The organism is Cellulophaga sp. Hel_I_12 (genome assembly GCF_000799565.1).
Lineage (GTDB): Bacteria > Bacteroidota > Bacteroidia > Flavobacteriales > Flavobacteriaceae > Cellulophaga.
In genome coordinates, this window is the sequence record NZ_JUHB01000001.1 from 2,024,807 (window position 1) to 2,037,298 (window position 12,492).

Here is a 12,492-nt window from a genome sequence, read left to right on the forward strand (position 1 = left end):
ATTTCTTTTTGTTGTACGGAAAAAAATGAATACTCAACATCTAAAACTTAAAACTACTCCTTTTTACTTTCGACCTGGGACTTTCGACTTTCGACTTTGGACATTAGACACCCATTTCACTTCAAAACCGCAGTCATGACCCAACTGGTGTGCAAGGCCGTTTCACTTGTAGAAGGATGCGTTTTACCCTCCAGTAAAGCAGCTTTTAAATTCTCCACATGATATTGCTGCACGTGTTTAGGGTTTTCAATAAAGAGTGATTGTACCCCGTTTGCATTTTGCAAAACAACATCTTCATCATTGAAGACAGAAAACATAATTTTTCCTTTTTCTCCGATAATCTCAACCTTATCTTCCCTTTCTTTGGCGCCAAAATTCCAACTTCCATTCCCCGTAATTCCGTTTTTATGAATCCAACACGAAGTAATTGCATCTTGAGCTGTATATAAGCCTTGTTGATTGGTACTTAGACCATAAACTTCCTTAAAATCACCTAATAAATAGGCAAATAAATCTAAGCCATGACTCGCCAAATCGTCAAAATACCCTCCTGCGGCAACTTTACTATCGGTTCGCCAATTGTAAGCGCCACTTATATCAATAGCACTAGCCGGTTTAGAAAAATTCCAGTGGATATGCCTTACCACTCCTATTTCATTAGCTTTTAGCCATTTTTCTACGTGTAAAAAACGAGGTAATGAACGCCTGTAATAGGCCACAAATAAGGGGATATGTGTAGCTTTAAATGCGGCAACAATAGCCAAAGCCTCCTGGTAACTTGGCGCTAGCGGTTTTTCAATACAGCAAGGTTTACCCGCTTTGGCTACCTGTAAACCGTAAAATTTATGAGTATCTGGTGGCGTGGCAATGTAAATGGCATCAATTTCTGGGTCATTGATCAGCTGTTCCGCTTGATCATAGTATTTTGGTACGCCATGCCGTTGCGCAAAATCTTTCGCCTTTTCAATATCTCTACGCATCACAGCTTCTAAAGAAAAGCCTAGGGTATTTTGGTACGGTGGACCACTTTTTACTTCGGTCACTGCGCCACAGCCAATAATTCCCCAGCGAATATTTTCTTTGTTCATCATGCGAATTTTTTTAAAAACTAAGCTTTGATTACAAATATAAAAAGTAATCAGTAACAGTGTAGACGAAGCTAAAAATCTAGTCGTTTCCCTAGGGTTTAAAACCTAATCCTGGCCACTGTTACTGAAAACTGTTTGCTTCTAAAAGCTCAATGTTGCCCCTAGTAAAAAGTTAGCCCCTGCTTGTGGGTAAAAAACAACAAAACCTCCACCATAATCGGCGCCGTTAGACACGATATCCGAATTAAAAATATTATTGACTAAGCCTGAGAAAGCGATGCTTTTCGCAAATGAATTCATTGGAATGCTATATTGAATATTAAAATCGGTCTGAGAATAGGCTTTCAACACCGAATTTTCATCCTGAATATTATTCATAAACTGCTTCCCTACGTACTTGGTCAATAAAGAAATTTGAAGGTCATTATTTGGTACGTAACTTAACATATTACCTACAATTAAATTTGGAGAAAAAGCGATATCCGTATCGCCCAAAGACTCTAAACCAGTGGCCCCTTCAATAAAAAAATCTACATTTTTATTTGTGCTTAAGGCAACATTGGGTTGAATTTTAAACTTATCTCCTAATTGGATGGCGGCATCTATTTCTAAACCCAAACGGTAACTATCACCTACGTTTTGTCGCAAAGGCGCACCCACATCATTTAAACCACCGGTAAGTACCAACTGATCTTTGTAACGCATATAATAGGCATTGGTATTGATTTGAATCTTTGAATTAATATAACGCCAGCCTAATTCAAAATCATTTAGGCGCTCAGGTTTTGGACTTCCATTTTCATAATCGTTTCTGTTGGGCTCTCTATTGGCAACAGCATACGAAAAGTAGAAATTATGATTAGGGTTCATATCGTAGGTAATCCCTGCTTTTGGATTAAAAAAGTTAAAGGTATCATCAACCAAACCTGTATCCTCACCATTGGCTGTAAAATCAACCCTTCTGTACTGCAAGTCGCCAAACAAACTCCATTGCTGGTTTAGGCTATAGTTGGCTTTAGTAAACATGTTAAAATCGGTCTTCGTTGACCTATCTTCATAATACCGATCTCTGATATTGCTATTGCCGGCAAATCTTGCCCAGATAATTTCACCAAAATGATCCCCAACGTAGTTGTTTAGTCCACCACCCACAATAAAATCGATATTTTCATCTTTGTAATTGGCTGAAAAAACAGTACCATAAAAATCATTATCTAACCAGCGTCTTCGAATTAAATCGGTAGTGTTGACTTCCGCTCCATCGACCTCAATAGGTGTAAAACCATAAGTTTCAAAATCATCTTCTTCTTTAAACTGTTCAAAATAACCACGGCCTCTGGTATAATGTAAAGCAAAGTTGGTGCTCCAATGGGCATTCCAAGTTTCGTTCCATAAAAGCTGAGCGTGGTCTTGTTTGTAGTTATCGGTTTCATTATCATAAAACTGAGTATTCCCATTTTCATCGGTATATTGACCCGCAACATTAAACGTTCTGTTCTCTCGTAAAGTCTGGGCATCAATGCCATACCAAGCTTGGTAGGTGAGCTGATTTCCACCAAAGAGCAAGCCTTTAATTAGGGTGTTTTCATCTTTATAGGCCGCTTGTAAAAAATACGAATCCATGTTCACACGAGCTCTATCTACATACCCATCAGAATCTAATTTTGAGAGCCTTCCTGAAATTTCAACCTGATTATTCAATAAACCAGTACTGAACTTTAGGTTGTTACGTAAGGTGCCAAAACTCCCGATAGAGGATGCTATTTGCGCATAGGCATCTTCCGAAACCGCGTCGGTTAAGATATTTAAACTCGCTCCAAAAGCACCAGCGCCATTGGTGGAGGTACCTACGCCACGTTGCAACTGAATACTTTCTGTAGATGAAGCAAAATCGGGCATATTTACCCAAAATGTTCCATGCGATTCGGAGTCGTTATACGGGATACCGTTAATGGTTACGTTTACGCGTGTAGCATCACTGCCACGCACTCGAATGCCCGTATAACCAATACCTGCTCCTGCATCTGAAGTGGTCACTACCGATGGTAAAAAATTAAGTAAAATAGGAATGTCTTGACCTAAGTTTCGAGGTGCAAGTTCTTCTTTGTTAATGTTTGAAAAAGTTACTGGCGTAGCCTTGGTAACCCGAATAGCAGACACAAAAACCTCGTCTAAGACGACCTTTTTGCCTTCTAACGAATCGAGTTCTTTGTCTTGGGCATGAAGGCCAAGAGCCCCTACTAATAAAATTGTGGTACATATACTTTTAATGCTATACTTACTTTTGGTGTTTAGCATTACTTCGTCTAGAAAACGGACGGGAAAAGAATTGAAAATTGAAAAAAACAGTTTCATTCGTACTAAAATTTAGTGACGAATAAAAGGGGCTGTTATTCTTGTTAATATTAGATTGTTTTGGTTTTTACTTTAAAAGCGCTTTTAAAATAAGAAACCCTGCGTGTTCCTAATGGCGATAAGCTTTAAAAAAACCTATCGTATCCCTTGGCAGCATTACCTGCCCAGGTTCATTGGGTATAATCTCAGCATCTTCTTAGCTACTTTCAGTAATTACTCGAAAATAAATTTAGAATTAGCACCCCTTTGAGATGGGGCAAAGCTACAACTCAATTTTGGAATTATCCTAAAAAAAGAAAAATAAACATAAAAAATATTCTTGAAATTAACAGTTAGTGCTGGACTTTTTTACCAGCCCCAAACCGTCTCTCTGATCCTGCAAAACAATCAAAACCTAAAGCTAAATTTAACTTAGCCATACCTGAACCGTATATTTCACGACGACCTCTAGGCTAAGGTGTAGCTATTTTGAAGTAAAATTATTTATTAAAATTATGTTAAAAACATAAAATTTTAACAAAAAAGGAATAATTGTTGATGTAATAAAAATCTGACGAACAAATCAATTTATATGAAACTACCATACCTTCTTAGCCTTGTATTTATAGTAATATTTTCATTCTTAGGCTTTACACAACAAAATGAACTTCTTCAAAATATTAACGGAAAACTCAATCGGTACACAGCTACTGAAAGTCCCGAAAAAGTCTATGTTCAAACTGATAAAGATATCTATGTAAACGGTGAAACGGTTTGGTATAAAGCTTACCTCTTAGATGGTGTTACCCATAACATCAGTGATAAAAGTAATGTAGTTTATGTAGAATTGGTAAATGCTCAAGACAGCGTAGTCGTACAGCAAAAACTATTTGCAGAAAGTGTTGGTGTTGCAGGAAACATAGATATACCAGAAAGCTTAGGTGAAGGAAATTATAGGCTTAGTGCATATTCTAAATACATGCTCAATGAAAAACAACCAGCCATTTTTTCGAAACAAATTGCTATTTGGAAGCCTGAAAATAAGGTCAGTAAAATGATTCCTGCACCTAGGAGTAAAGAGAGACCATCAACTACGAAACCTGATAACAAGTTAACTGTCGACTTTTTTCCAGAAGGTGGCACCCTAATATATGGCATAGAAAATACGCTTGGCATTAAAATTACAAATGCCAAAGGAAATGAAATTTCGACCTATGGAAAGATTGTAGATCAGAACAACACTTTTATCAAAGATTTTGAAACCTTTGAATTTGGACTCGGAAAAGTTAGTTATTCACCAGAGGCAGGCAAGACCTATTACGCCAGCATAACTATTGAGGGTCAAGAAAAAAAATACAATCTTCCGACACCAGAAAATAAAGGCTATGTATTAAATGTGGTACAGACGCCAGAGTACATTACGATTAAAGCCACTAGCAATATTAATGATGGCCTTAAAGGTAGTTTGTTGGTTGGTCATAGTAGAGGTCGTGTTTTTCTTAGCCATACCAAAGAATCTAGCGACCCTAGTTTTTTAATTAAAATTCCGATGGAAACTATGGTAGATGGCGTAGCCCATTTTACCCTGTTTACGTCAGCCGGAGAACCTGTTTGTGAACGTCTTATATTTATCAATAATCCTGATAACGATTATACGTTAAAAATAGAAACGCCACTAGCTAATTACCAAAAACGACAAAAAGTTGATGTAGCCCTTATTTTAGAAAGTATGCAAGGAAAAGAACCTTCTGGAAGCTTTTCTGCATCGGTAATTAGCAAGGCTGCTAAAACAGGGCATGCCGCTCAAAATATTGAAAGTTGGCTCTTATTAAATTCAGACCTGGGTGGTACCGTTCAAAATGCTGGTTTCTTTTTCGAAGAAGAGACTGCTAAAAAAAGATTTTTATTAGACGCTTTAATGCTTACCCATGGTTGGAGACGTTTTGTATGGAAAGAAATGCTGAATAACAATGTAAGCAAAAACCTCGTTTATGAACCTGAAAAAGGAATTATGATATCGGGTAAAACAACAGCTTTCGACAATAAATACCAGCCAAAAGCGTCAAAAGTTAAATTACTGCTCATAGACGATGATTTTTATCAAGAACAAAAGGCTACTGAGCTTAATGGAGATTTTAGCTTTGGTCCCTTTTTCTTCCAAGACAGCATTCCATTAGTGTTACAAAGTACGCCTATCACTAAAGCCAAAAATAAATCGGATAACGATTTTAGTATTCAAGTAGAAACAAGGCAACCAGCTATCAATTATAGTAATTTATCACAACCTGAAAATAATACCTTAGCCTACAAATATCCTAAAGAATACATTGACATAGCATCCCAAAAAAAGCAAGTAGATTTTATACTAAACCCTAATACCATTAGGCTTGAAGAAGTAGTGGTTACTGAAAAACAAAAAACGCGTAAAGAAATTATCGATGAAAGAATAAGTGAAGTAGTTTTTCACAACGAGCCAGATCACCGAGTTTTTGCAGATTCGATAATAGGTGGAACGGGATCTTATAATTCTGTTTTTGATATGTTGAGAGGCTTGCCAGGTGTTCGGGTTTTTGGACCTGGCTTAGATTCTATACGGATACGATCTTCTGGCACGCCCCTTATTCTTGTAAATGGATCCCCAACACCTATCGAATTTATCAACACTATAAATCCTTTTGATGTTGAGTTTATTGATGTTTTAAAAAACTCAGGGGCAGCGGCCTATGGTCATAAAGCTTTTGATGGTGTAGTTGCCATATATCTAAAAGGGGTGTTAGGCCTTTCTGGCCTTGAAAAGAACAAAACCCCTAATCCTAATATACTCAATAGCACTTTTAAAGGCTTTTATAAAACAAGAGAATTTTATAGCCCTAATTATGCTATTGTTGATCAGAAGGATGGCCTTCAAGATTTTAGAACAACCCTGCATTGGCAGCCAGATATTATAATGAACGAACAAGGAGCACCTAGTCTTAATTTTTACACAGGCGACGTTTCAGGTAGCTATATGATTCATGTTGAAGGCATTACCGAAGATGGCACACCTGTAAGCGCTAGTCAATTCTTTGAGGTAGAGGATGATACTAATTAGGTGTCTATTGACGAGCAAATAATTCAGAAAAAAATACAAACAAAAAAACAAAAGTGGTCTATATTTTTTACAGAAAAAAGATAGACCACTTTCATATGAGTATAATGGTAGATTAACAAATTACAAAATCTAAACCTGATGCGCAGGCTTTAATAAATCGTTTATCTTGTTAAGAAATAAGTATGTAAATTTCTATTTAATATACCGTAAATTCTTATTAAATTATAACAAAAAAGGAATGATTGTTGATATCATAAAAATCTGACTAATAAATCAATTTATATGAAACCATCTAACCTTCTTAGCCTTGTATTTATAGTAATATTTTCATTCTTAGGCTTTACACAACAAAATGAACTTCTTCAAAATATTAACGGAAAACTCAATCGGTACACAGCTACTGAAAGTCCCGAAAAAGTCTATGTTCAAACTGATAAAGATATCTATGTAAACGGTGAAACGGTTTGGTATAAAGCTTACCTCTTAGATGGTGTTACCCATAACATCAGTGATAAAAGTAATGTAGTTTATGTAGAATTGGTAAATGCTCAAGACAGCGTAGTCGTACAGCAAAAACTATTTGCAGAAAGTGTTGGTGTTGCAGGAAACATAGATATACCAGAAAGCTTAGGTGAAGGAAATTATAGGCTTAGTGCATATTCTAAATACATGCTCAATGAAAAACAACCAGCCATTTTTTCGAAACAAATTGCTATTTGGAAGCCTGAAAATAAGGTCAGTAAAATGATTCCTGCACCTAGGAGTAAAGAGAGACCATCAACTACGAAACCTGATAACAAGTTAACTGTCGACTTTTTTCCAGAAGGTGGCACCCTAATATATGGCATAGAAAATACGCTTGGCATTAAAATTACAAATGCCAAAGGAAATGAAATTTCGACCTATGGAAAGATTGTAGATCAAAACAACAGCTTTATCAAGGATTTTGAAACCTTTGAATTTGGACTCGGAAAAGTTAGTTATTCTCCAGAGGCAGGCAAGACCTATTATGCCAGCATAACTATTGAGGGTCAAGAAAAAAAATACAATCTTCCAACACCAGAAAATAAAGGCTATGTATTAAATGTAGTACAGACGCCAGAGTACATTACGATCAAAGCCACTAGCAATATTAATGATGGCCTTAAAGGTAGTTTGTTGGTTGGTCATAGTAGAGGTCGTGTTTTTCTTAGCCATACCAAAGAATCTAGCGACCCTAGTTTTTTAATTAAAATTCCGATGGAAACTATGGTAGATGGCGTAGCCCATTTTACCCTGTTTACGTCAGCCGGAGAACCTGTTTGTGAACGTCTTATATTTATCAATAATCCTGATAACGATTATACGTTAAAAATAGAAACGCCACTAGCTAATTACCAAAAACGACAAAAAGTTGATGTAGCCCTTATTTTAGAAAGTATGCAAGGAAAAGAACCTTCTGGAAGCTTTTCTGCATCGGTAATTAGCAAGGCTGCTAAAACAGGACATGCCGCTCAAAATATTGAAAGTTGGCTCTTATTAAATTCAGACCTGGGTGGTACCGTTCAAAACGCTGGTTTCTTTTTCGAAGAAGAGACTGCAAAAAAAAGATTTTTATTAGACGCTTTAATGCTTACCCATGGTTGGAGACGTTTTGTATGGAAAGAAATGCTGAATAACAATGTAAGCGAAAACCTCGTTTATGAACCTGAAAAAGGAATTATGATATCGGGTAAAACAACAGCTTTCGACAATAAATACCAGCCAAAAGCGTCAAAAGTTAAATTACTGCTCATAGACGCTGATTTTTATCAAGAACAAAAGGCTACTGAGCTTAATGGAGATTTTAGCTTTGGCCCCTTTTTCTTCCAAGACAGCATTCCATTAGTGTTACAAAGTACGCCCATCACTAAAGCCAAAAATAAATCGGATAACGATTTTAGTATTCAGGTAGAAACAAGGCAACCAGCTATCAATTATAGTAATTTATCGCAACCTGAAACTAATACCTTAGCCTACAAATATCCTAAAGAATACATTGACGTAGCATCCCAAAAAAAGCAAGTAGATTTTATTTTAAACCCCAATACTATTAGGCTTGAAGAAGTAGTGGTTACTGAAAAAGAAAAAACGCGTAAAGAAATTATCGATGAAAGAATAAGCAAAGTAGTTTTTCACAACGAACCAACTCACCGAGTTTTTGCAGATTCGATAATAGGTGGAGCAGGTTCTTATAATTCTATTTATGAGATGTTGAGAGGTCTTGTTGGTATTCGCGAAAGATTGACGATGGGTACTTTTAATCCATATGCTGAGCCAGCAAATGATAGTACAAGTACCACAAGTACCCTAGGAGAAGAAAAAATAGGACCGACATATCTTCTAAATGGAGCACCTATACCCTTTGAATTTGTTAATACCATAAACACTTTTGATGTTGAGTTTATTGATGTTTTAATAGGCCCAGCGGCTGCGCCGTATGGGATGAGAGGTGGTGGTCTGGTTATAGCCATATATTTAAAAGGTGTGCTCAACCTTTCCGGCCTTGAAAAAAACAAAACCCCTAATCCTAATATACTCAATAGCACTTTTAAAGGCTTTTATAAAACAAGAGAATTTTATAGCCCTAATTATGCTATTGTTGATCAGGAGGATGGCCTTCAAGATTTTAGAACAACCCTGCATTGGCAGCCAGATATTATAATCAACGAACAAGGAGCACCTAGTCTTAATTTTTACACAGGCGACGTTTCAGGTAGCTATATGATTCATGTTGAAGGCATTACCGAAGATGGCACACCTGTAAGCGCTAGTCAATTCTTTGAGGTAGAAGATGATACTAATTAGGTATCTATTGACAAGGAAATAAGTCAGAAAAAAATACAAACAAAAAAAACAAAAGTGGTCTATCTTTTTTTACAGAAAAAAGATAGACCACTTTCATATGAGTATAATGGTGCATTAACAAATTACAACATCTAAACCTGATGTGCAGGCTTTAATAAATCGTTTACTGTTTTTACCGGATTAAAAGTCACTAAGGGCACTTCTACAAAAATGGTATTCCAGAAGGCCATGGCACCATTCCATAATCCTGGTAATTCTAAAGCCTTTAAATAGACACCGTCTTTGGTTTTTTCGGTGATAAACCCTTGTTTGGCATCTACAAAATCTAATAAATTGTACCCTTCTCCTTTATAATTTTTTACACCACAAACCAAGTCGACCGGATTAAAATGGGTAGAATTTTTAAAAATCTCCATTTGATGGGCATCAGCTGTATTTACTTGGGCCGATTCTATAATTTGCAACGAGATATCCCCTTGGCCATCCTGAATCCAAAAAGGACCACCGCCAGCTTCGCCTTCATTTTTAACCATCCCACAAACGCGGATAGGCCTATTGATTTTATTTTTTAAAATTTCAACTTGCTTGCTGCTATCAAAATTTTTAAAAGTAGTCGCAAAACGCACGTTAAGTTCAGTTTCTAAAAATTGTTTAATTTCTTCGATTTTTGTAGCCTCTAGGTTTGTTTTTTCTTCTAAAACTGATGCGTAGGCAAAAGCTTTTTCTTGAGTTTTCAAAAGTAGTCCTGCCAATATTTTTTTACTATCCGCAATTTTAGCCAACGCTTTATTGGTCACTACATTGTCGATATTTTTTATAAATATAAGATCTGCTTCTTGTTCGTTTAAATTTTCAATTAAAGCACCGTGACCTCCAGGCCTGAATAATAAGGAACCATCCGCATTTCTAAACAAGGTATTATCCATACCCACGGCTATCGTATCGGTTTCTGATTTCTGGTATGAGTAACCAACCGTAAAAGAACAATGGGTTTCTTTAGAAACGCGTTCTTTTATCGCATCAAATTCAGTAGTAAACATTTCGCCATGCTGTTCTGAAATCGTAAAATGAAGTTTCGCTTTACCCTTTGTACTCGCATACAAAGCGGCTTCTTTGAGATGTTCTTCGAAAGGTGTTGCGGCAAAGTCTCCATAATTATGAAAAGGCAAAAGCCCCTTTGGATAAAAACCATAATTTAGCGCCTCCTCTGACAGCATTTCGTTAATAAATAAGTAGAGCTCTTCGCCTGGATTGGTACTTTTTAGGTGTATTCTCCCCTGTATAATTTCATAAAAGGGAAGCTCTTTTAAGTGATCCGAAAAAAATTTAAGGTCTTTATCGTTTGTTCTTTTAAAATAACTTTCTAATGTTTCCTTTTGTGGTTGGTAGACTTCTAAAAAATTAAAAAATGCCTTAAACATTCTTGATGCTGCTCCTGATGCTGGCACAAATTTTAACAAACTGTACTCACTCTTTTTCGCATCAAAAGTCTCCATTAACTTTTGTTCTTCATCGTCAGTAAATTTTCGGATACCGTCACCGACAATCGCAGCTTTGTTTAAGGTTACAAAAGGAATACCTTCTTTGAAGGTCTCTACTTGATTCAGTACTTTTTCTTGTACTATGCCTTTCTCCTTGAGTTGCTGTTGATCTTTTTCCGAAAATGTATTCATGAATCTAAAAGTTTATCGATATGTGCTATTGCCGTTTTTAGCCTGGTATTCTTATCCCCTTTCAACAGTACATATGTTCTATTATACGTATCTAAAGTATTTTTAAAATATTGGAACATCCGTTCCCTTTCCCCGGGTTTATCGCGTAAATCGTCTTTTTCCCACGGAACATCAATATACGTCAAAAAGTACAAATCGTAGGTATTTTCTAATGCATATTTTTCTAAAATAGGATCGCAATGACCAATATAATAAGCTTCAGAATATACTTTAGTTTCCAATAAATCGGTATCGCAAATCAAAACTTTATTCGCCTTTTTAACCAATTTATTTTCCAGTCTCATTTGTCCTTCAGCGATGGGCAGTAGATCTTTAGGCTCGCAAGTTTTGCGCTGCTCGTTCCATTTATCTTGTAAATATTCTCTAGCATACTCAGGTACCCAAACGGAATGATAATGCCGAGCTAGTTGTTCTGATAAGGTAGTTTTACCCGTAGACTCAGGACCAAATAAAACTATTTTTATAATGTTTGAATGGATTTGTTTAAACTTTTCTTCCATGCTAAGTACCCTTGGATCGCTAAAATTGTAAAAATAAGATACTGTAAAGATAGTATTCCTAGTCCACGATAGGCATAAAGTGGCACCGTAATTATGTCGGCAATAATCCAAAGGGTCCAGTTTTCAAGCTTTTTTGTCGCCATAAACCACATGGCTGTAAAAAAGAGACCTGAGGTAAAAATATCGATGTAATTTTCAAGTTTTATCTCTGAATTAAAGGCTTGATACACCAAATAGGTCACTATCATCGTCGCGAGACCCAAAATAACACCTATTATTTTTTCTTTCCCTGAGGTTCTTGAAATTGGGACTAAAACGGTATCTCCTTTTTTTCTACTCCAATTATACCAACCGTATATGCTCATGATTGAATAATAGAAATTCATCATCATATCCCCAAAATATCCTGCTTTGTATAACAAATACACCGTAATAATGGTAGCTATTAATCCCGTGGGATAAACTAAAATATTCTCTTTTTTAGCATAGACTACACTCGCAATTCCGAAGAAAAAAACAAGTACTTCTAAAATAATGACATAGGTTGGACTATCTTGATAGGCCTCTAAAAAAAAATCAAAAATGGGGTACATAGTCGCTTCTATCTGATTTTACTATTTTTAGATACAAAAGTCCTTTATCCATAAGCTCAAAAGCTTCTTTTATTTCTGTATTTAAAATTTTCATTACTAGATCATATTCACCATATACCTGAGTGCTTAATGGGTTTTCAAGTACCCTAAGACCAGAAGCTCTTAGCTTTTTGATGAAATTGATAATAATGGGTTCAAATGTATCTTGTAAGGGGGATAAAGTAAGTTCTACAGAAATATTCATGCTTAAAAAATTTAAAAATAATGTATTACAGGTTAAAAAATAAAGGTGTTAAATAGGCTAGCCCACCAATTGTTGTTTTGAAC

General features: G+C 36.0%; 8 protein-coding genes. 2 read left to right on the plus strand and 6 right to left on the minus strand.

Features of this window, described 5'->3' with window-relative positions:
* Positions 1 to 116: 116 nt before the first annotated feature.
* Positions 117 to 1,091 (minus strand): Gfo/Idh/MocA family protein, encoded by a 975-nt coding sequence (locus GQ45_RS09005; protein ID WP_047416943.1) that lies wholly within the window; start codon positions 1,089 to 1,091, stop codon positions 117 to 119.
* 138 nt (positions 1,092 to 1,229) lie between these two features.
* A complete protein-coding gene (locus tag GQ45_RS09010; protein ID WP_156125492.1) occupies positions 1,230 to 3,386 on the minus strand; it encodes a TonB-dependent receptor in 2,157 nt (718 codons plus the stop codon).
* Positions 3,387 to 4,014: 628 nt separating this feature from the next.
* Between GQ45_RS09010 and GQ45_RS09015 the strand changes: the two genes are divergently transcribed.
* Positions 4,015 to 6,513, plus strand: coding sequence for a TonB-dependent receptor plug domain-containing protein (locus GQ45_RS09015; RefSeq protein WP_047416946.1), 2,499 nt, complete (start codon positions 4,015 to 4,017; stop codon positions 6,511 to 6,513).
* A 282-nt stretch (positions 6,514 to 6,795) separates the two neighbouring features.
* Complete coding sequence (locus GQ45_RS09020) at positions 6,796 to 9,339, plus strand: MG2 domain-containing protein (protein WP_047416949.1); 2,544 nt, start codon at positions 6,796 to 6,798, stop codon at positions 9,337 to 9,339.
* 131 nt (positions 9,340 to 9,470) lie between these two features.
* On the opposite strand, the gene GQ45_RS09025 is transcribed toward GQ45_RS09020, so the two are convergent.
* From GQ45_RS09025 to GQ45_RS09040, 4 genes are read right to left on the minus strand one after another with little or no spacing between them, the layout of a single operon-like run.
* Positions 9,471 to 11,012: a DUF4301 family protein gene (locus GQ45_RS09025; protein ID WP_047416951.1), complete on the minus strand. Its 1,542-nt coding sequence runs from the start codon at positions 11,010 to 11,012 to the stop codon at positions 9,471 to 9,473.
* Complete coding sequence (locus GQ45_RS09030; protein ID WP_047416954.1) at positions 11,009 to 11,572, minus strand: AAA family ATPase; 564 nt, start codon at positions 11,570 to 11,572, stop codon at positions 11,009 to 11,011. Before GQ45_RS09030 ends, GQ45_RS09025 begins: the two co-directional genes overlap by 4 nt.
* On the minus strand, positions 11,533 to 12,165 hold the full coding sequence (gene pnuC, locus GQ45_RS09035) for a nicotinamide riboside transporter PnuC (RefSeq protein WP_047416957.1): 633 nt from the start codon (positions 12,163 to 12,165) through the stop codon (positions 11,533 to 11,535). Before pnuC ends, GQ45_RS09030 begins: the two co-directional genes overlap by 40 nt.
* Complete coding sequence (locus GQ45_RS09040) at positions 12,149 to 12,409, minus strand: thiamine-binding protein (RefSeq protein ID WP_047416959.1); 261 nt, start codon at positions 12,407 to 12,409, stop codon at positions 12,149 to 12,151. Before GQ45_RS09040 ends, pnuC begins: the two co-directional genes overlap by 17 nt.
* Positions 12,410 to 12,492: the final 83 nt, after the last annotated feature.

Bases quoted from the DNA above. Each gene is read 5' to 3' on its own strand.
- GQ45_RS09005 (WP_047416943.1), bottom strand. From the start codon at position 1,091: ATGATGAACAAAGAAAATATTCGCTGGGGAATTATTGGCTGTGGCGCA.
- GQ45_RS09010 (WP_156125492.1), bottom strand. From the start codon at position 3,386: ATGCTAAACACCAAAAGTAAGTATAGCATTAAAAGTATATGTACCACA.
- GQ45_RS09015 (WP_047416946.1), top strand. From the start codon at position 4,015: ATGAAACTACCATACCTTCTTAGCCTTGTATTTATAGTAATATTTTCA.
- GQ45_RS09020 (WP_047416949.1), top strand. From the start codon at position 6,796: ATGAAACCATCTAACCTTCTTAGCCTTGTATTTATAGTAATATTTTCA.
- GQ45_RS09025 (WP_047416951.1), bottom strand. From the start codon at position 11,012: ATGAATACATTTTCGGAAAAAGATCAACAGCAACTCAAGGAGAAAGGC.
- GQ45_RS09030 (WP_047416954.1), bottom strand. From the start codon at position 11,572: ATGGAAGAAAAGTTTAAACAAATCCATTCAAACATTATAAAAATAGTT.
- pnuC (WP_047416957.1), bottom strand. From the start codon at position 12,165: ATGTACCCCATTTTTGATTTTTTTTTAGAGGCCTATCAAGATAGTCCA.
- GQ45_RS09040 (WP_047416959.1), bottom strand. From the start codon at position 12,409: ATGAATATTTCTGTAGAACTTACTTTATCCCCCTTACAAGATACATTT.